The sequence below is a fragment of the Tetzosporium hominis genome, assembly GCF_002265435.1.
Lineage (GTDB): Bacteria > Bacillota > Bacilli > Bacillales_A > Planococcaceae > Chryseomicrobium > Chryseomicrobium hominis.
This window is the reverse complement of sequence record NZ_NOKQ01000134.1, coordinates 356,009-376,853: the sequence shown is the minus strand read 5'-3', so window position 1 is coordinate 376,853 and position 20,845 is coordinate 356,009. Positions and strand designations below refer to the sequence as shown.

21 protein-coding genes are annotated in these 20,845 nt (G+C 41.7%); 2 read left to right on the top strand and 19 right to left on the bottom strand.

What is annotated here, in order from left to right:
* Positions 1 to 16 precede the first annotated feature (16 nt).
* The 11 genes from CF394_RS02785 to CF394_RS02735 form a co-directional block, all read right to left on the bottom strand.
* Positions 17 to 1,231, bottom strand: coding sequence for a hypothetical protein (locus CF394_RS02785; protein WP_094941741.1), 1,215 nt, complete (start codon positions 1,229 to 1,231; stop codon positions 17 to 19).
* Positions 1,221 to 1,757 carry an RNA polymerase sigma factor SigX gene (locus tag CF394_RS02780; protein ID WP_094941740.1) on the bottom strand — a complete coding sequence of 179 codons (537 nt, stop codon included), beginning with the start codon at positions 1,755 to 1,757 and terminating at the stop codon, positions 1,221 to 1,223. The genes CF394_RS02785 and CF394_RS02780 overlap by 11 nt, the downstream gene beginning before the upstream one ends.
* 47 nt (positions 1,758 to 1,804) lie before the next feature.
* The gene (locus tag CF394_RS02775) at positions 1,805 to 3,568 is read right to left on the bottom strand and encodes an ATP-binding protein (RefSeq protein WP_094941739.1); all 1,764 of its coding nucleotides are present in this window, start codon (positions 3,566 to 3,568) and stop codon (positions 1,805 to 1,807) included.
* Complete coding sequence (locus tag CF394_RS02770) at positions 3,561 to 4,277, bottom strand: response regulator transcription factor (protein ID WP_094941738.1); 717 nt, start codon at positions 4,275 to 4,277, stop codon at positions 3,561 to 3,563. Before CF394_RS02770 ends, CF394_RS02775 begins: the two co-directional genes overlap by 8 nt.
* A 127-nt stretch (positions 4,278 to 4,404) precedes the next feature.
* Positions 4,405 to 5,589, bottom strand: a complete 1,185-nt coding sequence (ccsB, locus tag CF394_RS02765; RefSeq protein WP_094941737.1) for a c-type cytochrome biogenesis protein CcsB — start codon at positions 5,587 to 5,589, stop codon at positions 4,405 to 4,407.
* Positions 5,586 to 7,241, bottom strand: coding sequence for a cytochrome c biogenesis protein ResB (gene resB / locus CF394_RS02760; protein WP_094941736.1), 1,656 nt, complete (start codon positions 7,239 to 7,241; stop codon positions 5,586 to 5,588). Before resB ends, ccsB begins: the two co-directional genes overlap by 4 nt.
* Positions 7,242 to 7,253: 12 nt before the next feature.
* Positions 7,254 to 7,790 carry a thiol-disulfide oxidoreductase ResA gene (resA, locus tag CF394_RS02755; RefSeq protein ID WP_094941735.1) on the bottom strand — a complete coding sequence of 179 codons (537 nt, stop codon included), beginning with the start codon at positions 7,788 to 7,790 and terminating at the stop codon, positions 7,254 to 7,256.
* 146 nt (positions 7,791 to 7,936) lie between these two features.
* Positions 7,937 to 8,674: a pseudouridine synthase gene (locus CF394_RS02750; protein ID WP_094941734.1), complete on the bottom strand. Its 738-nt coding sequence runs from the start codon at positions 8,672 to 8,674 to the stop codon at positions 7,937 to 7,939.
* Between the two features lie 9 nt (positions 8,675 to 8,683).
* A complete protein-coding gene (locus CF394_RS02745) occupies positions 8,684 to 9,604 on the bottom strand; it encodes a D-alanyl-D-alanine carboxypeptidase family protein (protein WP_165767433.1) in 921 nt (306 codons plus the stop codon).
* A 61-nt stretch (positions 9,605 to 9,665) separates the two neighbouring features.
* Positions 9,666 to 10,265: an SMC-Scp complex subunit ScpB gene (scpB, locus tag CF394_RS02740; RefSeq protein ID WP_094941732.1), complete on the bottom strand. Its 600-nt coding sequence runs from the start codon at positions 10,263 to 10,265 to the stop codon at positions 9,666 to 9,668.
* Positions 10,240 to 11,013 carry a segregation and condensation protein A gene (locus CF394_RS02735; RefSeq protein WP_094941731.1) on the bottom strand — a complete coding sequence of 258 codons (774 nt, stop codon included), beginning with the start codon at positions 11,011 to 11,013 and terminating at the stop codon, positions 10,240 to 10,242. The genes scpB and CF394_RS02735 overlap by 26 nt, the downstream gene beginning before the upstream one ends.
* A gap of 54 nt (positions 11,014 to 11,067) precedes the next feature.
* On the opposite strand from CF394_RS02735, the gene CF394_RS02730 reads away from it, so the two are divergent.
* Positions 11,068 to 11,562 (top strand): DUF309 domain-containing protein, encoded by a 495-nt coding sequence (locus tag CF394_RS02730; RefSeq protein ID WP_094941730.1) that lies wholly within the window; start codon positions 11,068 to 11,070, stop codon positions 11,560 to 11,562.
* 125 nt (positions 11,563 to 11,687) lie between these two features.
* Here CF394_RS02730 and lysA read toward each other — a convergent pair whose 3' ends face one another.
* The 6 genes from lysA to CF394_RS02695 all read right to left on the bottom strand — a co-directional run bounded on the left by lysA (position 11,688) and on the right by CF394_RS02695 (position 18,416).
* On the bottom strand, positions 11,688 to 13,010 hold the full coding sequence (lysA, locus tag CF394_RS02725) for a diaminopimelate decarboxylase (RefSeq protein ID WP_094941729.1): 1,323 nt from the start codon (positions 13,008 to 13,010) through the stop codon (positions 11,688 to 11,690).
* A gap of 208 nt (positions 13,011 to 13,218) precedes the next feature.
* On the bottom strand, positions 13,219 to 14,523 hold the full coding sequence (locus CF394_RS02720; RefSeq protein WP_094941728.1) for a pyrimidine-nucleoside phosphorylase: 1,305 nt from the start codon (positions 14,521 to 14,523) through the stop codon (positions 13,219 to 13,221).
* 12 nt (positions 14,524 to 14,535) lie between these two features.
* Positions 14,536 to 15,717, bottom strand: coding sequence for a phosphopentomutase (gene deoB, locus CF394_RS02715; protein WP_094941727.1), 1,182 nt, complete (start codon positions 15,715 to 15,717; stop codon positions 14,536 to 14,538).
* 78 nt (positions 15,718 to 15,795) lie between these two features.
* The gene (xerD, locus tag CF394_RS02710) at positions 15,796 to 16,695 is read right to left on the bottom strand and encodes a site-specific tyrosine recombinase XerD (RefSeq protein ID WP_094941726.1); all 900 of its coding nucleotides are present in this window, start codon (positions 16,693 to 16,695) and stop codon (positions 15,796 to 15,798) included.
* A gap of 244 nt (positions 16,696 to 16,939) precedes the next feature.
* Positions 16,940 to 17,380 carry a ferric iron uptake transcriptional regulator gene (gene fur, locus CF394_RS02700; protein ID WP_094941724.1) on the bottom strand — a complete coding sequence of 147 codons (441 nt, stop codon included), beginning with the start codon at positions 17,378 to 17,380 and terminating at the stop codon, positions 16,940 to 16,942.
* 490 nt (positions 17,381 to 17,870) lie between these two features.
* Positions 17,871 to 18,416 (bottom strand): NUDIX hydrolase, encoded by a 546-nt coding sequence (locus CF394_RS02695; RefSeq protein ID WP_094941723.1) that lies wholly within the window; start codon positions 18,414 to 18,416, stop codon positions 17,871 to 17,873.
* Between the two features lie 63 nt (positions 18,417 to 18,479).
* On the opposite strand from CF394_RS02695, the gene CF394_RS02690 reads away from it, so the two are divergent.
* On the top strand, positions 18,480 to 19,382 hold the full coding sequence (locus tag CF394_RS02690) for an aldo/keto reductase (protein WP_094941722.1): 903 nt from the start codon (positions 18,480 to 18,482) through the stop codon (positions 19,380 to 19,382).
* Between the two features lie 16 nt (positions 19,383 to 19,398).
* Here the strand turns inward: CF394_RS02690 and CF394_RS02685 are convergent, their stop codons facing one another.
* Together CF394_RS02685 and CF394_RS02680 are read right to left on the bottom strand one after the other, a co-directional pair.
* A complete protein-coding gene (locus tag CF394_RS02685; protein WP_094941721.1) occupies positions 19,399 to 19,650 on the bottom strand; it encodes a YqkE family protein in 252 nt (83 codons plus the stop codon).
* Positions 19,651 to 19,652: 2 nt separating this feature from the next.
* Positions 19,653 to 20,840 carry an acetyl-CoA C-acetyltransferase gene (locus CF394_RS02680; RefSeq protein WP_094941720.1) on the bottom strand — a complete coding sequence of 396 codons (1,188 nt, stop codon included), beginning with the start codon at positions 20,838 to 20,840 and terminating at the stop codon, positions 19,653 to 19,655.
* Positions 20,841 to 20,845: the final 5 nt, after the last annotated feature.

Genomic DNA, 20,845 nt, shown 5'->3' with positions numbered 1-20,845 from the left:
CATGCAATACGTTTGCTTATTGAACTGGTAGTACAATTTTATTAACACCAACTAGAGATCGAGTGTCTTGTGGTAACGGATACAATGATGCATCCCAATTTTCGAAAACGACCGCTTTATCAAAAGATGCTGCTGTAGAAATCAATGATTCAATCATAACGACAAGGTCTCGTCGTGGCATCGAATCAGCAGTTAAAGTTTCATCAAAAACAAATGTCACGGTGTCTTCTGTCTCTTCTAAAACATAAGTAATTGATGAAGGTAAAATCGGTTCTACTAATGAATTTTGAGGGGCTTGTAATTCATTCAAAGCCATTTCAAAAGAGTCATAAGAAGTCCGTGGATAAGGTACCAAGTAATCGTCTCCAATAGCATTTTGCATCGGACTGTAAGCAAGACCACTTGCTGATAGTTCTATAGGATCCGCTAGCGGTCCTACTTGATCCCATTCAATAGGCTGACCTTGCTCATTTAGTACATAGGCTTGTGAATAGGGCCCTCTGAATAGGTTTTGTAATGTATTAAAATAAACTTCTGATGAAGCAGAAGCCATGTCATATGGATGATTATTCGGTAACGTAATTTCTAAACCACGGTCCGTTTCTGAAAACGTTCCCTGCAGTGGTAGGTACTCATCAAAGCCTAATGCTTGCTCATCGATTTCACTGCTGTATGTTTCATACAATTCAAGTTGTGTCGGAAATCCATCCGGGAAATCTGTTTGAATCCGCTCATTTGGAATCAATAAGGTCACAGGGAATGCAACTGCTTGATAAGTTAATGAGAACGGTACGGCAGTGTGGTTTTGAAGTAAAGGGTCTTCCGCGAATACCAAACTTGCGTCTGAAGCAAAATCCATACCAAAACTTTTTGCTAATTCTGTTTCTGCTTCTTCCGCCCCCGTCGCTGCTGAAGATTCTTCCGATTCAGCATTCTGTTCCGAAGCACCAGATGACCCTTCGGACATTTCAGTTGTTGCCATATCCGAAGCACTTTCCATGTTAGTGGAATCAAGTGTTGTAAGAAGGGATTGCACAAACAACACAAGAACAAATAATGCTGCCACTGTAATAACTACAGGTAGCCAAGGCTTTGATTTTTTTGGTTTAAGTGCATTAGACTGCTGCCTAATTGAATTCCAGACTTCTTGCTTCGATCTAGAGTCCATTTGTTTAGGCATGGAACTGAGGAGTTTTTCTAAATCATGATCTGAAAAGTTGTCATTTGTCATAGATCATCTCCCCCTCTCGAACTTTTGACATCAATTTCTTTAAATGAGCAATGGCTCGGTGTTGTGTAGTCTTCACTTTAGATTCAGTCCAACCAAGAGCACTTGCAGTTTCTTGGATGGAAAGCTGTTGGAAGTAGCGAAGAACGATGACCATTTTCTGATCACCGGTACATAAGTTCAAGTAGTGAAGCAGTTGTGATTTTTCATCATCTAATTGCACCACATCTTCAGGTCTCATATCCGGAGACGTCAATTGTATTGCTTCCCAATCAAACGAATCAAATACTCTCTTCTTACGTACATTCTGTTTTCTAAAGTGATCAATTGCCACATTTTTGGCGATTGAAAATAGCCACGTTTTCTCAGAGCTATTTCCTTGGAAAGAATCGTAAGACCTAAGAACACGAATATAGACCTCTTGTGTTAAATCCTCAGCCACTTGTCTGTTTTGCACCAAATAAATCAGAAACTGAAATAAGTCCTGATGGTACGAATCATAGATTCGGTGAAAAACGGAGTCATTCATAGTACTTCCCCCCGTTCAAGTCATTAGTCGTTTGAATTCAAAATAAGTTACATCTTTTTTATTTCTACTATAAAAGAAGTTCCTTTACCCAGTTCACTCTCGACCCAAATGGCGCCCTCGTGACGGTCAATGATATTTTTTGCAATGGCTAAGCCAAGACCAGTTCCACCTTTACCACGTGTACGAGCTTTATCTGCCTTATAAAAACGTTCGAACACATAAGGGAGATCTTCTTTTGGAATTCCAAAACCGGAGTCTTGGATAATGATGCGGACTCGGTTTTCAGAAGTTGTCACACTTACTTCAACTTCTCCATGCACATCTGTATGACGAAGAGCATTGTCCACTAAGTTTGTAATTACTTGCTCAATTCGATCTTCATCTGCATAAATCATTGTGTCGGGTGATGCATCTGTTGAAAAGGTGAGTTGAATATCTTTTTCTTTTGCCTTTTGACTAAACTTTGCAGTCATCCGCTCCACTGACTTAACAATTGGTAGTGGTTGTTGATAGATACGTAAGTAACCAGACTCAAGTCTTGCAAGGTCGAGGAGCTCTGTTACAAGACGTCCCATCCGGTTCGATTCATCAGAAATGATTCGAATCATTTCCTTTATCTCTTCTTCAGTTTCCACGACATCGTCTAAGATTGCTTCGCTGTATCCTTGAAGCATTGCAATCGGTGTACGCAGTTCATGGCTGACATTAGCGATAAAGTCGCTCCGCATCTTATCCAGGCGATGTTGTTCTGTCATATCTCGAATGACAGCAACAGCTCCACGAACTATATCCTTCGAATACAACAAGGATAGACTGATGCTGTAATAATGTGAATCAAGTTCAAACTCCTCATCTAGCTCTTCTTCATTTTCCACTGTATGTTCTAGCATATGTAACAGCGCTGCAGGAAGTGGGGAATTCGGATCCTCTGCATGTGAGGACCATCTTCTCAGTAATTCATCAGCTGGAGGGTTACTTAGCAAAATAGACGTATCTTTATTGAAAGTAATCACGGCGTCGGTCATCGAAGATAAGATGTTAGATAACTGCTCTTTTTCTTGATTAATGACTTCCACATTGTGTTTAATTTGCATGCCCATTCGATTAAATGCAGCTCCTAATTCACCGATCTCATCTCTCTGAGATGAAGGAACTCGAGTGTGGAAGTTTCCTTTTGCTAATTCATGAGCGCCTTCCCGCATTTTTCGGAGAGGAGAAGTAATTCGTGTCGATAAAAAGAACGACAGCAAAGTGGTAAGAACCATAGCAAGAAATCCAGATAAAAATACTATTTTCGTTGTCTGATTGGATGTATTATTTACTTCTTTTAAGCTTTGGTAAATAAACACTACGCCATGAGGGTTGGTATTTTCCAATGGATAGGCGAGAACTAAGTAATTCTCCATACGATCTTGTTCAGTTAAAGACGGCAAGAGCATCGTTTTTAGGGCCGGCTGTTCCGTATCAAATGCGCGAGCAAACAGTTCATTTGATTCTAGCTTTGCCTGCGTCTCGGTCTCTCCTAATCCTGCATGAACGGTTTCTTGAATCCGTCTATCTTCTGAATAAATCATCAAATTGGTCTCATCAGCTAAAATCTCTTGAATGAGTGGATAGTCAATAGAGTTTTGCTGATTAAAAATATTTGAAATTAGAGAGGCTTCTTGGCGAAGCTTATTTTCCGCTTGTTGCGTATGAAAGTCCTCTAAAAACTCGAGCATCAAAACCGTTACAATAAATAATACAAAGAGAACGAGAAGCATAATGGTTCCCCATAGCTTCCCGACCACACTGTTCCATATTCTATTCATTGACGACCTCGAACTTATAGCCGACGCCCCAAACCGTTACAATCATTTTTGCTGCATTTTCAGAAACTCGATTCAACTTCTCTCGCAAACGCTTAACGTGTGTATCAACCGTACGAAGATCACCGAAGAAATCATAATGCCAAACTTCTTTCAAAAGCTGTTCGCGATCGAATACTTTATCAGGTGATTTCGCTAAGAAATAAAGTAGCTCGTATTCTTTAGGTGTCAAGCTGACTTCCGTTCCATCTGCTGTGACTCGGTGCGCATCATGGTCAATTGTTAGATGCGGGAACACTACTATATCTTTGCTCACGGATGAAGATGAAGAAGAAACGCCAGTTGCAGAACGTCTCAATACTGCCTTGACTCGGAGTACCACTTCGCGAGGACTGAACGGTTTAACGATATAATCGTCAGCACCTAATTCAAAGCCTTCTACACGGTTAGCTTCCTCGCCTTTTGCAGTCAATAATAGGATAGGTGTTGCACTGACTTCTCTGATTTCTTTCATGGCTTCTAGACCATCTTTAATAGGCATCATAATATCTAATAATATAGCGTGAAAATCTTGTTCAGATGCTAGCTCCACGGCTTGTTCTCCGTTTTCCGCTTCTGTTATTTCGTAACCTTCACGTTCTAAGTACATTTTTAATAAGCGACGAATTCGTTCTTCGTCATCTACAACTAATAATTTTACTGATTCTGACATGTCGACACTCCTTTTGTGAAGTTCCTGTATCTATACATATTGTACATGACCTGGCAATGAAATCAAACTAACTAAGAATGGTTTATCTCCATAGAAAAAGCTGCCACATCACTGTGACAGCTTTTCGTTAAGCGTAACTGTGTAAACCGGCAATAATTAAGTTTACAGCAATCAAGTTGAACATGATGATGATGAAGCCAATCAGAGCAAGCCATGCACTCTTTTCACCTTGCCAGCCTTTAGTTAAACGTAAGTGTAGATAGACTGCATAGAAGAGGAACGTAATGAGAGCCCAAACTTCTTTAGGATCCCAGCCCCAAAAACGGCCCCAAGCCTCATGTGCCCAAATCATTGCAAAAATTAATGCACCTAGGCTGAAAACAGGGAAACCGATTAATACAGCGCGGTATCCAATTTCATCAAGCAATTGTGAATTTGTTTTTTTCGTAAATGGTTGAACCACTTCCGCCAAACGCTTACGTAAAATAAGACGGAGTAACATGTATAGAACAGATCCAATCAGAATCGACCATACAACAGTCGTTAATTTCTTAGCATTTACTAGAGCAGGCATCTCAATAAGTGGTTGCATAGCGCCTTCAGTAATTGCAGTTGACTCATTCATACCAAATAGTGCGGGCTTTGTATACTCAATCGTCTGCTCGGCACCTTCTACATCTACATAAGAGTATTCAACTGGTTCGTATGCCACTGAGAAAATAGTTGTTGATACAATGAATCCAACGACTAAAATCAGAACATACATAACGGCTTCAATCCAAAAACGTTGCTTAGATTTCTTCGTCATATCAATATTCTTGAGTAACCAAATCAATCCTGCAACAGCACTAATGGCAAGAATTGCTTCACCGAGAGCTGCAGTAATAACGTGAATCGTCAACCAGTAGCTCTGAAGTGCTGGAATCAACGGAGACACGTCTGTTGGGAACATGCTCGCATAAGCAATAATAATGACGGCAATTGGTAAAGCAAAAAGTCCAAGAGCTGCGATGCGGTACATCGAGTAAATCAAGATGAATGCACCGACAATCATCATACCGAACGCTGCAGTGAACTCAAACAAGTTACTTACAGGTGCATGTCCTGCTGCAATCCAACGAGTGATAAAGTAAGTCAAGTTAGCAATAAATCCGATGATAGTGATGGTAAAACCATACACGCCCCATCGTTTGTTTGTAGCTGTTGTTTCTTTAGTGGATGACTTTACAGCCCCTCCAAAGAAAATGGTAGCTACTAAGTAAGCAACGAACGCCACAAAAAGTGCCGAACTGCTCCATTCGATTAACGTCATGACGTCTCGTCTCCTTCTTCAAAGTCCAAGTCATCTTCTGGATCTTGCTGATCCACAGGACGAGGGATTTTTGTATCCTTAGTTACATAATACAAGTCTTTTTTAACAGAGTTCCAGTTTTTATTCGTATGACCTGCAATGACAACTTCGCCTGTCTCTGTTTGTTGAATCCAGATACGGCGGTGATTCCAGTACGACCCTTGGGCCACCCCTATCATAAAGATTAACCCACCGATCATAAGGATAGGAAGAGTCAAATCTTTACGAACTGTTAATCCTGAAATATCCCGAGTTTCTGCTGCTTGGAATTTTAGTTTGTGCGTATTTTCACCAAACGGTTCAATCGTTTCACGGATTAACACAAAGCTGGTTTCTGGCTCAGGTTTATCTGGTGTGTACATGCGAACTAAGAAAGCAGGGTTATTTGGAATTGGAGATTTTGATTGTGGCTCCCCATCTTCAAAACCAGTAAAATCTGCATAGTAATCTACTAATTCTACTTTATATCCATTTCCTAAATCGTACTCCGGTTCCGGCTCAATCAAGTCAATTGTAAACTCTCCGAACTGTTCACCTGACTCCTTATTCTCCAGGTTGAACGTCATTGCCTTCAATTCATCTAAACGGAAATCCACTTGATAGATATTATAAGAATCAAACTTAAATGGCTTATTAACAATTGTCGGACCGGATTTAATCTCTTCCAACTCTCCAGGGTCTCCAACGACTTCTTGATTGGCTCCTTCAAATAAAGTCAAATTTGTTTGATAGTTCGAAGCAATCGTCCCTACACGATCAATGGCATCGGAGAACACTTCATTTGAAGAGTCTTTGTCATAAACATCAAATTCAAACCCATTGTTTTGAATGAAATATCCAGAGGCACCAGGTACAGCTAACGTTTCTCCTTCACGAATCCAGAGTTGCTCATCAACATAGACACCTGGAATAGCACGTAACATGACACCACCCAAAAAGATGATTAACCCTAGGTGATTGACATAAGGGCCCCAACGAGAAAAACGACCTCTCTCAGCTAATAAGGCACCATCTTCTCGACGAACAGTATATTTCAGTTCTTTTAGTTTCTTTTCAGCAGGAGTCAATACATCTTCCGTAATGTTCTCGGCTTTCGTATAGAGTCGCTGACGCTGAAGGAAAGAAGTATGTCTCTTTACCTTTTGTTTCTTTAATGATTTATAAAGAGGAATGACTCGGTCTAAACTTGCAACTATCAGTGAGATTCCTAGCATTCCAATCAGTCCTTGGAACCACCAAGAACTGTACAAATCAGAAAGTCCTAAATCGTTATAAATCTTACCAAACGTTCCGTAGATCCGCTCATAATAAGCTGCTGCTTCTGAAGCGTTGTTAGCCGGTACGTAGAATACCTGTGGCAGGATCGTTCCAATCGCCGCTGCAACTAGAATTGCAACAATAATCCACATTCCAACTTTAACACTCGAGAAAAAGTTCCAGATCTTATCGATAATTGTTTTATTATATGTCTGGGAACGTCTTGCTGAACCCTCGTAACGCATATCTGCAAGCGGTTTGTTGATGGCCTCTTCTGTAAGAGGTCTTCCGCAGCTCTCACAGAGCTGAGTACCGACTGGGTTGATATGCCCACATTTACATTCAAGCGATTTCATTTTGAAAACTCCTTATAATGGCTTAATTTCTTCCATGAAATTAGCCACGTCTTGTTCCGTCATCTCACCTTGAATAATTCGAATGATTTTCCCATCCGGATCCACAAGGAATGTTGTAGGTAATGGACCAATATTGTATTTTTCCATCACATTCTTTTGTCGATCAATGACGACAGGAAATGTCATTCCGTATTGTTTTGTGTAGCTGTTTACTTTGAAATCGGATTCAGCTATATTCACAGCAATAGTTTGAACTCCCTGATCTTTGAATACTTGATACTGCTTATCAATGTACGGCATTTCTTTTGCACATGGCTTACACCAAGTTCCCCAGAAGTTCAAAAAGACACCTTGTCCTTTATAATCTGAAAGTCGCTGAACATTTCCGTCCATATCTACCAATTGAAAATCAGGTGCTTGATCTCCGACGGCTAGTACAGCATTTTTCTCTTTTGTTACATTGACATAAATGGTCCCAATAATTGCAACTACTAAGATAGCAAGAATCGCGGTACGAATATAAAAACGCGTTTGTTTAGACTGAGCCATTTGTCTCTACCTCCTTTTACAATTCCTCACCTGAACCTAGTGCTACACAATAGTATATCAAAAATTTGTGGGTACTTAGTTTTGAGATATGAATGGTTTGTGAACGACAAGAAACCAGCCCCAAGAGGCTGGATGAGAATCACTACTTATATATGTCCTACTTTTCCTGTATCTGCAAGCACTCGCATCTGTTTCACTTCATGCGTAGTCAACTTTCTGTATTCTCCCGCGTTCAGTCCGTGAAGCGTTAATAATCCGAATTTCTCACGTTTAAGTTTTTGCACGGGATGACCGATCGCATCAAACATGCGACGGACTTGACGATTGCGTCCTTCGTAAATTGTAATTTCCACGATAGACTTGTCTTGTTTCTTATCTTCAGACAACAGCTTTACTTTTGCAGGAGCTGTTTTTCCGTCTTCTAGTTGGATGCCTCGCTGCAGCTGTTTGATTTTTTCTCGGAACGGAATTCCTTTGATACGAGCCACATATGTTTTTTCCACTTTAAATTTTGGATGTGTCAGAGCATATGAAAAATCGCCATCGTTTGTTAAGAGAATCAATCCCGACGTATCGTAATCAAGTCGACCTACTGGGAAGATGCGTTTGTCTTCGATATCAATTAAATCTACAACTGTCTTTCTACCTTTATCATCTGTTGCAGCCGAGATGATACCCCTTGGTTTATAAAGCAAATAGTAGACTTTGGTTTCTTTTTCTAAGAGTACTCCCTCTACTTCAACTTCATCCGAATTCGAGACTTTTGTGCCTAGTTCTTTTACTCGTTGACCATTCACTTTCACTTTACCATCTAAAATCAATTGTTCTGCTTTTCTACGCGATGCAATCCCAGCATTCGCAATTACTTTTTGCAATCGTTCCATTGTAAACCCTCATTCCATTGAATAGGTGATAGGAAAAGACAAAGCTGTCTCACCCAGTTGGATGGTCCACTCACCTGTTGTTTGTTTGTTTTGTAATCGTACTATATGTGTTGTAAGTTCTTCTGTCTTGCTTAAATAGGCAAATGGCTTTGAAACCTTTAGTTTGGTTCCGTCTGCAGTAACATACTCACCTTCGACCGTTTCATGTAGTACTTTTTGGAAGGTACTATCTCGCAGTTGCTCGTGAAGTTTCCAGTCATTTCTTTCATTCAAAGACACGACGACAATCTTTTTAGGAGGTTGTTCAAAATAACTGATCAATGTCCTACCTGAAGCTAATGTGTACCCTGTCTTTCCAGCAAGCGCTTGATCATTTGTGTCCAGTCGGTGTTTGTTTACCCAAAGCGTGTTCCGTTCTTGAGGACGGTACTGTTTTGCAGATACAATGACACGAAACCGAGTATCTTGCATCGCGATCTTAAACAATAGCGCCATATCATAAGCAGATACGAAGTGTCCGTCTTCGTGTAAGCCTGAATGATTTTGAAACCAAGTGGATGAGACACCTGCTTCTCGAGCGTACTCGTTCATCAATCCGGCAAAAGCTTCTTCAGAGCCGGCTACATGTTCAGCAACAGCCACTGCAGCGTCATTCCCTGATTGTAACATAGTTGCATACAAGAGACTCTCTAAACTCCAGGTTTCCTTTGCTTCTAAGTATACGGATGAACCTTCTTGATTACTAGCATGTTGACTGATTTGTACTGCTTCGTGTCCTTGCGCCTCTTGAAGAGCTACAAATACGGTCCATATTTTTGTAATGCTTGCTGGAGGCAAGGAAGTGTGAGCTTGCTGCTCTTCAAGCAGTCTTCCTGAATCCGCATCAATCACAGCATAAGCGGCGTGTACTTGATCACTATACAATTGCAAGAAAAAACAGCCAAACCAAAAATATCGGCAGGCTGCAATCAACGTCTTTCCAGTCACTGGGTCAACCTTTCTCTACGGTCTCTAGATCGAACTGTTCTTGGAATTTGGTCATGAACAAATCCGTCTCTTCTTCTTCCGATTCTTCGTCCGGTAGTGGCGGCAGTTCTGTCATGTCTTGTAGTCCAAACACCTGCATAAACTCGGTTGTTGTTCCGTAGAGTATGGCTCTTCCTGTTCCTTCAGCTCGGCCCACTTCTTTGACCAAAGCTCGAGCAACGAGCGTCTGAAGAGCACTGTCTGATTTAACGCCACGAATTTCATCGACTTCCACACGAGTAATTGGTTGCTTGTATGCGATAATCGCTAACACTTCGAGTGCAGCTTGAGATAACGCAGTCAATTGCGTCGTTTCAATCATTCGCTGGATGACCTCTGCATGTTGCCGTTTTGTGACAAATTGATACGTGTTGGCAAGTACGACTAGTTCAAGACCTCTTGACGCATCTTCTTTATAAAGCTGCTGCATATAGTCCAGGTGAGCCTTCATCGTCTCCCCATCTGTTTGCGTGTAGTGGCACAGCTTTGAGAAACCGATGCCTTCATCTCCCGCAATAAACAACAGACTCTCTAGTTGACTAATCAAATTCTGATTCCAGTTCATTTTCTAGCACTTCCTTGGTTAACTCTATTTCTAAATCGGTAAAATTTTGAGATTGGGTCACATGGATCATTTGGCGCTTCATTAACTCGAGTACCGATAAAAATGTAGCAATGACAACTGCTTTTTCACTTGAATCAAATAAAGTTTCAAATGCGATTTTCCCTTTCGCCTGCTTAAGACGGCTTACCACTTGCTGCATTTGGTCCTTGATCGATACTTCCGTTTTAGTGATTCGAGTAGACAGCGGTTTTTGAAGCATCTTACGCTTTAACATCTTTTGAAAGGCACCTAATAAATCATATACTTCATATTGTTGTTCAAGAACCAACTCTTTATCTGTCGGCTCGATTTCAATCAAAGAAGGTAGTTTCGTAAAATGATGACTCTGCTGATGCTCTTTCAATTTCAGTCCTGCAGCAGCTTCTTTAAATCGTTTGTATTCTAGAAGGCGATTGACCAGTTCATCTCGTGGATCAAATTCATCTTCATAAGACCCATCTAAATCATAATCAATTGGCATAGTTGGTAATAGCATTTTACTTTTAATGCTGAGTAATGTAGCAGCCATCACTAAGTATTCACTCGCCTCATTTAGTTCGAGAACTTGCATCGCTCGAACGTGTTCCATATACTGAGAAGTGATCTCGGTCATTTTTATATCGTAAATATCAATTTCCAATCGATTGATCAGGTGAAGCAGTAAGTCCAGTGGACCTTCAAATACTTCAACTTTTATTTCATATGCCATAGACTCACCTTTAACTTGCAGAATGACTCTAATTATACCGGATGTGACCAAACAATGCACCTAGCGAATCATGAAGCGTTTCAAGCTTATTTCTATCATTATCTCGTCACTGAGGACTATTTTGAGTGCCATGAAGTGCTTGAAGAATTATGGAAAGAAGTGGCGCCTCGTGACAAATCTCATCTACTCGTCGCCTTTATTTTAGTGGCGACCAGTATGTATCACTGGAGACGAGGCAATACGAAAGGGGCCACCAAGTCGCTAACTAAAGCTTTAGTGCTTTTAGAAATCAATGCATCAGAAGTGGACTCATATGTAGACTCAAAGAAACTTGAGCAACAGATTCAATCAAAACTAATCGACATCTCAAATGAGGAAGCCTTTTCTCCAGTGGTCTTTATCGTGACGTCAGGGACCTTAGCAGCAGCCATCGAACAGTTTCCGGAGAAACAACAAGTGACGGATGCACTGATTCACAGACATACACTCCGCGACAGAACTGAGGTCATTGAAGCTCGGAAACAAGCACTTCACAAGCGTCAAAGATAAAAAGCTCAGCCAGTGGCTGAGCTTTTACTATACCGTCGGGGCAATAAAGATCCAGTAGATGATTCCCCAGCCTAATCCCATTGCAAGTAACAATAAAAACAACACGATATTTTTATTTTTCAGTTTCATGATTCTTCTCCCTCCTCATACAAGGAAAGATCGTTTCGAACCAGATCGTCTAAAGTTTCGCGTCGAATGACTAAACGCGCTTTGCCGTTTTCTACAAACACTACAGCTGGACGAGCCAACCGGTTGTAGTTGCTGGCCATGGCGTAGCCATATGCTCCTGTAGAGAACACCGCTAAAATATCCCCTGCCTCAACCTTTGGAAGAGCGATATCTTCAATCAACTTATCTCCTGACTCACAACACTTTCCTGCAACTGTCACTGTTGTAAGATTGTTATCGTGCATGCGATTCGCTACTCGAGCGTCATAGCGTGCTTGATAAAGGGCAGGACGGATGTTGTCTGACATTCCACCGTCCACTGAAATATAGTGCCGAGTATCTGGAATCACTTTTTGACTGCCAATGCTGTAAAGAGTGGTACCTGCATCTCCTACTAGTGAGCGACCTGGCTCGATCCAAATCTCAGGCATCTGATAAGCGGATTCTGAAGACAAGCGCTGAATGGCAACAATCATCTCTTCAACATAGGTCTCAGGAGAAAGCGGCGTATCTTCTTCTGTGTAACGAATTCCAAAGCCTCCACCCAGATTCAACACGCGGCACGAATAGTGATGGACTTCACTCCATGTCTGCATTTTGACAAGAAGTTTTTCAGCTGCTGCTACAAAGCCATTGGTTTCGAAAATTTGAGATCCGATGTGACAGTGAAGACCTAGTAATTCCACATAGGGATGGTTTGCTACGGATTCAAACGCCTCATCTGCTTGTCCGTTGAGTAAATCAAAACCAAACTTTGAATCCTGTTGACCTGTAGTGATGTAAGTATGAGTATGCGCCTCGATTCCTGGCGTCACGCGAAGTAAAATAGGCATTTGTTGTTTGCGCGTTTCTGCCAACTCTTTTACAAGCTCCAACTCATAGAAATTGTCAACCACAATACAACCGATTTCATGATCAAACGCCATAATCAATTCGTCTAGGCTCTTGTTGTTTCCATGAAAGTGAATCTTTTCGACTGGAAAGTCTGCTTGGAGTGCTGTATACAATTCTCCAGATGAGACGACATCTAATGAGAGTCCCTCTTCTTTCATTACTTGATACATGGCGATAGATGAAAATGCTTTAGAAGCATAAGCTACTTGCGCTCGGATTCCATGTTTCTCAAAAGTATCTTTAAATTTACGAGCCCGCTCTCTTACAAGCTCCAAATTATAGACAACAACTGGTGTTCCAAACTTTTTAGCAAGATTTACAGTATCGAGTCCCGCTATCGTTAAGTGGCCTTTTTCATTGGTTGTGTAGTGAAGCGTATCATTCATGGTTATCCCTCACGATTCCTTCGTTTTTCTACACAAACTTTACCATACTGAAGCACTCGTTTCAATTGCTTCAGAAGTTGATAGCATAAACATTCCTCCTTGCCTACACAGTTCGAACCACACCGTCGAAACTCCTGCCGGTTGACAAAACTAGAAAAATAAACAAAAAAAAGACCTCAATCGACAAAGGATTGAAGTCTTTTTCCGTCTATTTTGTGATGATTTTATACACAAGTGGTGGTGCTTCTACCGCTTGTTCTGAAATCGTAATATTCGATAAGAATTTTTCTTTAGCATCCGTAATATCTTCACTATTCGCATAGAACGTTGCAAGAGCTTCTCCAGCTTCTACTCGGTCCCCAACTTTTTTGTGAAGAACGATTCCGACAGCTAAATCAATTTCGGATTCTTTTGTAGCACGTCCCGCTCCAAGAATCATAGCCGCAGTTCCGATTTCATCGGCTTCCATGTAGGTGATGTAGCCAGAAGTTTGTGCCTCGATTGCAATTTGATGAGCTGCTTGTGGTAACAACTCGGGGTTGTCTACAACTGCAGGGTTTCCACCTTGCCATTCAATGAAGTCTTTAAAGATTTGAAGTGCCGACCCGTCAGCGATTACCGCTTCTAGCATCTTGCGTGCTTCATCAAGAGTGTCCGCTTTTCCACCGACTACTACCATTTGGCTTCCAAGTACAAGACATAGCTCCGTTAAATCTTCCGGACCTTTTCCTGCAAGAGTATCGATTGCTTCTTGTACTTCAAGTGCATTACCAATAGCATTTCCTAGAGGCTGGCTCATATCTGAAATGATTGCCATAGTGTTGCGGCCGACATTGTTTCCAATGCGAACCATTGCTGTTGCAAGAGCTTCTGCATCTTCAATCGTCTTCATGAAGGCACCTTCTCCAGCTTTTACATCAAGAACGATTGCATCTGCACCTGCTGCGATTTTCTTACTCATGATAGAGCTTGCAATCAATGGAATGCTACTGACTGTTGCTGTTACATCACGCAGTGCATACAGTTTTTTGTCAGCAGGCGTCAAGTTCCCACTTTGTCCGATGACGGCAAGTTTCAACTCATTGACCTGTTTTGTGAACTGCTCACTAGTCAATTCCACGTGGAAGCCTTCGATAGCTTCCAATTTATCGATAGTCCCACCAGTATGGCCAAGACCGCGTCCACTCATTTTAGCTACTGGAACACCAACTGCAGCTACTAAAGGACCGAGTACAAGCGTGGTTGTATCACCCACTCCACCAGTAGAGTGTTTGTCTACTTTGATTCCTTCGATTGCCGACAAGTCGATTTGATCTCCCGATTCCACCATCGCCATTGTCAATGCAGCACGTTCTTGATCTGTCATATCTTGAAAATAAATAGCCATCATGAGAGAACTCACTTGATAATCTGGAATAGAACCATCTGTGTAACCGTCTACGAAAAAGCGAATCTCTTGCTCTGTCAATTCATGACCGTCGCGTTTTTTTTCAATAATATCAATCATTCGCATAAGTCTATCTCCTTACTTCAACTCAGATGAAAAACTAGTTCCAAATGTAGTTGGGTTGGTTTTAAATAAATCCGTAATTGTGGCACCAATGTCAGCAAATGTAGAGCGAAGTGGTAATGCGTTTCCTTGTGCAAATTGTTTTGAGTACACAAGTAGTGGCACAAATTCACGTGTATGATCTGTTCCTGGCATTGTTGGGTCATTCCCATGGTCAGCTGTGATAATTAGCAGGTCTTCTTGTTGGAGTAAGTCCAGTGTTTCCGTTAGACGTACATCAAATGCTTCGATAGCAGCTGCATACCCTTCCGGATCACGTCGGTGTCCGTAAAGGGCATCGAAATCCACCAGGTTCAAGAAACTGATTCCAGTAAAGTCTCGCTTTAAAACTTCATGCAATTTGTCCATTCCATCCATATTGTCTTTTGAACGGATGGCTTCTGTGATTCCTTCGCTGTTGTAAATGTCGTCAATTTTTCCAATTGCAATTACATCAAATCCGCTATCTTTTAATTCATTTAACGCTGTGCGTCCAAATGGTTTCAAAGCATAGTCATGACGATTTGTTGTACGGCTAAAGTTTCCTGGCTCTCCAACAAATGGACGTGCAATGACACGGCCAACGAGGAACTCTTCAGATAAAGTCAGTTCACGTGCGATCTCGCAAATTTTATATAGTTCTTCAAGCGGGATAATTTCTTCGTGTGCAGCAATTTGAAGTACTGGATCTGCGGAAGTATAAACGATGATTGAACCAGTCTTCATGTGCTCTTCACCAAGCTCATCTAAAATCTCTGTACCACTCGCTGGCTTATTGCCAAGTACTTTACGACCCGTGCGCTCTTCAAGCTGAGCAATAAGTTCTTGCGGGAATCCGTTTGGATACACTTTAAATGGTTGGTCCACGTGTAAGCCCATGATTTCCCAGTGTCCTGTCATCGTATCTTTCCCTACAGAAGCCTCTTGCATTTTTCCGTAATGAGCAATCGGTTGTGACACCGCTTCCACTCCAGGAATCGATTCGATGTTTCCAAGACCCATCTTCTGTAAGTTTGGTGCATTCAAGCCACCTACCGCTTCGGCTGTATGAACGAGTGTATTCGATCCTTCATCACCGAAAGCTTTTGCATCTGGAGCTTCCCCAATTCCAACAGAATCCATAACAATTACATGTACACGTTTAAATGAATGTGACATAAAATCCCTCACTTTTTATCGGTATATCGTAATAGTAGCATCTTTTATGGAAAAAATACACGTCAGACCTCTTACACATTAAGCTCGAGGATGAAATTCTTTATAGACCTCTTTTAACCGCTTCTTCCCAATATGCGTATAGATCTGAGTTGTCGAAATATCGGAGTGTCCAAGCATCTCTTGGACCGCTCGAAGGTCTGCCCCATTTTCAATGAGATGAGTTGCAAATGTATGTCTCATTAAGTGAGGCGTAATTTCTTTACTAAGCCCCGCCCTCTTCGCGTGCTGCTTCATCAGCTTTGCTATCCCTTGCCTCGTTAAACGCTTTCCGGCCTGGTTGATAAAGAGTGCTTTGTCATCACCGCCTGGTTTAAACAGTTTAGGTCTAGCTTGCTCTACATAGGTTTGTACTAAATGAACGGACGTTTGATTGAGTGGGATGATGCGCTCTTTTTGCCCTTTTCCTGTTACCCGAACGAAGCCCATGGTCAATTGGATGTCTTCAATATCTAACTGAGTACATTCAGAAATTCGCATTCCTGTTGCATATAAGAGTTCAATTAGCGCGTAATCTCGAATACCTTGTACTTTGTCTTTTGGAATCGCTGCGGTCAATGCATCCACTTCATCAATTGTTAAAAATTTTGGAAGTACACTATCAAACTGGGGATGTTCAATTTGATAGGAAGGATCATGGTCCGTCAGTCGCTCTCGGAGTGCAAACTGGTGAAAGGAACGTATGGAAGCCACTTTTCGCGACAGGGTTCGAGCTGATTTCCCTTCGAGTTTTTGACTGCGAAGGTGCTGCTGAATGTTTTCTTTTGTCACGTCTTGTAAAGTAGAGACCCCCCACTTGCTAAGTTGCTCGATATAATTCGTCAAATCAGTTTGATAGGCAGAGATTGTGTTGTCTGCCATTTGTTTTTCAATTCTTAGGAAATGCAAATAGTCTTCTAAGGCTTCTTTCATTGGTTTCACCTTTTCGTTTGGAGTTTCGTGAGTTTTTATGAGATTTCTAGAGTGGCGTTCTACACATTCTGGGAATCGAGCTATGAACGCCAGAAATCCCCGCAAAAATCAGTCGCAACCATAGAGGCGAAAAGAGCCTCTATGGTCACGCCTGATTTTTACAAGATTTCTAGAGCGGCGTTCTACGCATCTAGTAGTAATAAAAAAAGGATAGCACAGATGGCTATCCTCTTCGACTTCTAGTCATTTTAAATTATTTTGAATGACATCGATGGCAAATGCCGTGGAATGTCAACCGGTGGTCTTTAATTTGAAAGTTCCAACGGGATTCTACTATTTGCTCGACATCTCCGAGGAGATCCTCTTGGATTTCATCTACAGCTCCACATTCCATACACACTAAATGGTGATGGAAGTGAGTGGCACCTTCTTGACGCAGATCATAACGAGATACGCCATCTCCAAATTGGATTTTGTCCACTACATTCAATTCGTTTAGCAACTCTAAAGTTCGGTACACAGTTGCTAATCCGATATCTGACGATTTATCTCGTACTAACAAAAATACGTCTTCTGCACTTAAATGGGCTTCTTCATTCTCAAGTAGAACTCGGACAGTTGACTCTCGCTGCGGCGTCAGTTTGTAGCCGGCGCCGGACAATTGTTTTTTTATTCGATCGATACGGCCTTCCATATGACGCCTCCTAACATGCATTCAGTATACCAAAACCCATTTTCAAGTGACAAGTATAACTTCTTAGATTTCTTCTTTTTTTAGAATGATTCTAATTAAATGGACTAATTGAGAATCCAAAATGACTTACTAAAAGTAGGCTTGCAAGAACTTTCCATCCAACTGCTTTGTGATGAAGAACGAACCAAAGAATGCAACTTCCAACATAATAAAAAGAAGAACTGCACTGAGTACTGCTCAAAACCGTTTAGACGAAGACTCGGAATTGAACAATAAGCCATGCTGCAAAGTCCGAATGCAAGCGCTATTTTAACAAACATTCTTACCTTAATTTTAGATGTGGAGAACGCCACTCAGAAATCTCGTGAAAACCAGGCGCACCAAGTGAGGCGCTCTTTGCCTCGGTTGAGGTGAATGGTTTTTACGTGTATTTCTAACGCCTGCAGCTCGATTCCACTACTAATCCAGTCTATGAATTTTAAGAACCTATCTAGAACCTATGAAGTCTCCACCACTGAATCGCAAAAGCCGTCTTAGCATCAAAGATCTTCTGTTCTTTGATCCATGTCTCTGCCTCGGCAAGTGTGCATTCGTGAAGTGTCACAAACTCATCTTCGTCCATATCTCTAGGTGTTTCTAGTTTCTTTAATCCTTGTGTCACATAAATATGGATAATTTCATCAGCAAATCCTGGAGAGGTTGCGAAGCTCTGTACATAATGGAGTTCTCTCGCCGTATAGCCCGTTTCTTCTTCTAATTCTCGAAGCGCTGTAGCTTTCGGGTCCTCTCCTTTCTCAATTTTACCAGCAGGAATTTCAATCAGCTCTCGCTCTAATGCTTTACGGTACTGTTCTACCAGAATCATTTTATGGTCTTCTGTTATCGCAATGATAGCAACGGCACCTGGGTGCTTTACTAACTCTCGTTTGGAAGTCTTTTGGTTCGGCAAGGTGACCTCATCGACTTGCAATGAGATGACACGACCTTGATAAATTGGCTGGCTTGAAATCGTTTTTTCTTCAAATTTGTGACCCATCGACTCACTCCTCTTTGAATTCTTTCTGAAGTCATTGTACCATTACATAAAGGAGGAGAGCAGATGAAAACACAACGTTTAGGGAAAAGTACGCTTGAAATATCGGAGCTTTCTTTAGGTGGGATGAGCTTTCCAAAAGAACAAGACAAGACAGATGCCATCATTCGACATGCACTTGAACAAGGGATCAATTGGATTGATACGGCCGATCTTTACGAACATGGGGACAATGAAACTCGCATTGGAAAAAGTCTTCAAGGGTTACGGTCTGACGTCCATATCTCTACAAAGGTTGGTAACCGTTTCACCGCTGGTAAAGAAGGCTGGACTTGGGATCCGGATCCGAAATGGATTGAGCAAGCTGTTGAAGGTTCTTTAAAGCGACTGGATACGGACTACATCGACCTTTACCAACTGCACGGTGGAACTAAAGAAGATGATTGGGACGGAATTATAGAAGTGTTCGAACGGCTCCGTAGCCAAGGGAAAATTCGTGAATATGGCATTTCTTCAATTCGACCTAATGTGATTTATCCTTATTTTGAAAACAGCCAAGCTATTAGTGTGATGATGCAATATTCTGCTCTCGACAGACGGGCTGAAAGTGTATTTCCGTTTCTTGAACAACACGACATTGGATTATTGGTGCGAGGCGGTCAGGCTAAAGGATTACTTACCGATGCCGCTCTAAAAAAGCTAGAGAAACATTCTCAGTATGGGAGTTACGATGAGTCTACCCTTCAACAGACTGTCAAACAAATGTATCAAACCATTCCCCATTTAGGTGCTACGAGCCTGGCGCATATCTTAGGGCAACCTGCAGTCAGCTCTGTTGTCATTGGAACAAGTTCATTACAACAACTGAAAGATACATTACACAATTACCATACGGGAGTTTCTAAGAAAGATATTATGCAATTAATCGCATTATCTAAAGCGGAAACATACAAAGAGCATGTCGACTAATCGACTTGCTCTTTGTTTAAAATTTAGATCCTTTGTCTCCGTATTGCTCTAACAGTTCTTCAAAGGACATATTTTTTTCGCGCTGCTTTTTCTCAAACAACTTACGAGCGTGTTCTTCTTCCTCACGCTGTTTTTCTTGTGCTGTCAGCTCTGTCTTAGCTTGTTGTAGCTTGGCAAACACCGAATCAGACAATTGATCTTTTAACGTCACTTTGTCGTCTTGAGCTGGTTTCTGCTTTTGCTGCTGAGTTGCTTTCTTCTTTTTCATCGTTACTCACCTCTTGAAACGATGGTTGCTACCCCTTGCCCTCCACCAATACATAAAGTCGCAAGCCCAAGTTTTGCGTCACGCTTTTTCATTTCGTGTAACAACGTAACGAAAATACGTGTGCCACTTGCTCCGATTGGGTGACCAAGTGCAATAGCTCCCCCGTTAACATTTAATTTTTCTGGATCAAATTTGAGTTCGCGGTCCACTGCGAGTGCTTGAGCCGCAAACGCTTCATTCGCCTCAACTAAGTCCATATCTGCAACAGTTAAATTCGCTTTCTTCATGACTTTATTGACTGCTTCAACGGGTCCAATCCCCATAATTGCTGGATCTACACCCGCAGAAGCATTGGCTACTACGGTTGCTAAGATCGGCAAGCCCAGTTCTGTCGCTTTTGCTTTTGACATGACTACTACTGCAGCCGCACCATCATTGATTCCAGATGCATTCCCCGCTGTAACGGAACCATCTTTTTTGAATGCAGGACGTAAGCCACCTAGTTTTTCAGCTGTACTCCCTTTTTTCGGATACTCATCTTGTTTGAAGACGACTGGATCACCTTTACGCTGTGGTATTTCAACAGCAACGATTTCTTCTACAAATTTTCCAGCTTCAATGGCATCAGTAGCACGCTGTTGAGAACGCGCTGCAAATTCATCTTGCTCTTCACGAGTTAAACCGTAGTTTGTGCAAAGATTTTCTGCTGTGACTCCCATGTGATAGTCATTGAATGCACACCACAAACCGTCCGAAATCATGCTATCTACAGCTTGTTGATTCCCCATGCGGTAGCCATCGCGTGCTCCCATTAATAAATACGGAGCCTGGCTCATGTTTTCCATACCACCAGCTACTACAATTTCTGCATCTCCTGCAAGAATTGCTTGTGTAGCCAAGTGAACCGTCTTCAGACCAGATCCACATACTTTATTGATTGTCATCGCTGGGACTTGTTGTGGCAGTCCCGCTTGAATGGACGCTTGTCTTGCTGGGTTTTGACCAAGCCCTGCTTGTAAGACATTCCCCATGATTACTTCATCTACTTGGTCTTTCTTAATTCCTGCACGTTTAATGGCTTCTTCAATTACAATTGCCCCTAATTTCGTTGCAGGCACATCTTTTAGCGCTCCTTGGAACGATCCGATAGCTGTTCGGACAGCGCTTACAATAACTACTTCAGTTGACATAAACA

Bases quoted from the DNA above. Each gene is read 5' to 3' on its own strand.
- CF394_RS02785 (WP_094941741.1), bottom strand. From the start codon at position 1,231: ATGACAAATGACAACTTTTCAGATCATGATTTAGAAAAACTCCTCAGT.
- CF394_RS02780 (WP_094941740.1), bottom strand. From the start codon at position 1,757: ATGAATGACTCCGTTTTTCACCGAATCTATGATTCGTACCATCAGGAC.
- CF394_RS02775 (WP_094941739.1), bottom strand. From the start codon at position 3,568: ATGAATAGAATATGGAACAGTGTGGTCGGGAAGCTATGGGGAACCATT.
- CF394_RS02770 (WP_094941738.1), bottom strand. From the start codon at position 4,277: ATGTCAGAATCAGTAAAATTATTAGTTGTAGATGACGAAGAACGAATT.
- ccsB (WP_094941737.1), bottom strand. From the start codon at position 5,589: ATGACGTTAATCGAATGGAGCAGTTCGGCACTTTTTGTGGCGTTCGTT.
- resB (WP_094941736.1), bottom strand. From the start codon at position 7,241: ATGAAATCGCTTGAATGTAAATGTGGGCATATCAACCCAGTCGGTACT.
- resA (WP_094941735.1), bottom strand. From the start codon at position 7,790: ATGGCTCAGTCTAAACAAACGCGTTTTTATATTCGTACCGCGATTCTT.
- CF394_RS02750 (WP_094941734.1), bottom strand. From the start codon at position 8,674: ATGGAACGATTGCAAAAAGTAATTGCGAATGCTGGGATTGCATCGCGT.
- scpB (WP_094941732.1), bottom strand. From the start codon at position 10,265: ATGAACTGGAATCAGAATTTGATTAGTCAACTAGAGAGTCTGTTGTTT.
- CF394_RS02735 (WP_094941731.1), bottom strand. From the start codon at position 11,013: ATGGCATATGAAATAAAAGTTGAAGTATTTGAAGGTCCACTGGACTTA.
- CF394_RS02730 (WP_094941730.1), top strand. From the start codon at position 11,068: ATGCACCTAGCGAATCATGAAGCGTTTCAAGCTTATTTCTATCATTAT.
- lysA (WP_094941729.1), bottom strand. From the start codon at position 13,010: ATGAATGATACGCTTCACTACACAACCAATGAAAAAGGCCACTTAACG.
- CF394_RS02720 (WP_094941728.1), bottom strand. From the start codon at position 14,523: ATGCGAATGATTGATATTATTGAAAAAAAACGCGACGGTCATGAATTG.
- deoB (WP_094941727.1), bottom strand. From the start codon at position 15,717: ATGTCACATTCATTTAAACGTGTACATGTAATTGTTATGGATTCTGTT.
- fur (WP_094941724.1), bottom strand. From the start codon at position 17,380: ATGGAAGGCCGTATCGATCGAATAAAAAAACAATTGTCCGGCGCCGGC.
- CF394_RS02695 (WP_094941723.1), bottom strand. From the start codon at position 18,416: ATGGGTCACAAATTTGAAGAAAAAACGATTTCAAGCCAGCCAATTTAT.
- CF394_RS02690 (WP_094941722.1), top strand. From the start codon at position 18,480: ATGAAAACACAACGTTTAGGGAAAAGTACGCTTGAAATATCGGAGCTT.
- CF394_RS02685 (WP_094941721.1), bottom strand. From the start codon at position 19,650: ATGAAAAAGAAGAAAGCAACTCAGCAGCAAAAGCAGAAACCAGCTCAA.
- CF394_RS02680 (WP_094941720.1), bottom strand. From the start codon at position 20,840: ATGTCAACTGAAGTAGTTATTGTAAGCGCTGTCCGAACAGCTATCGGA.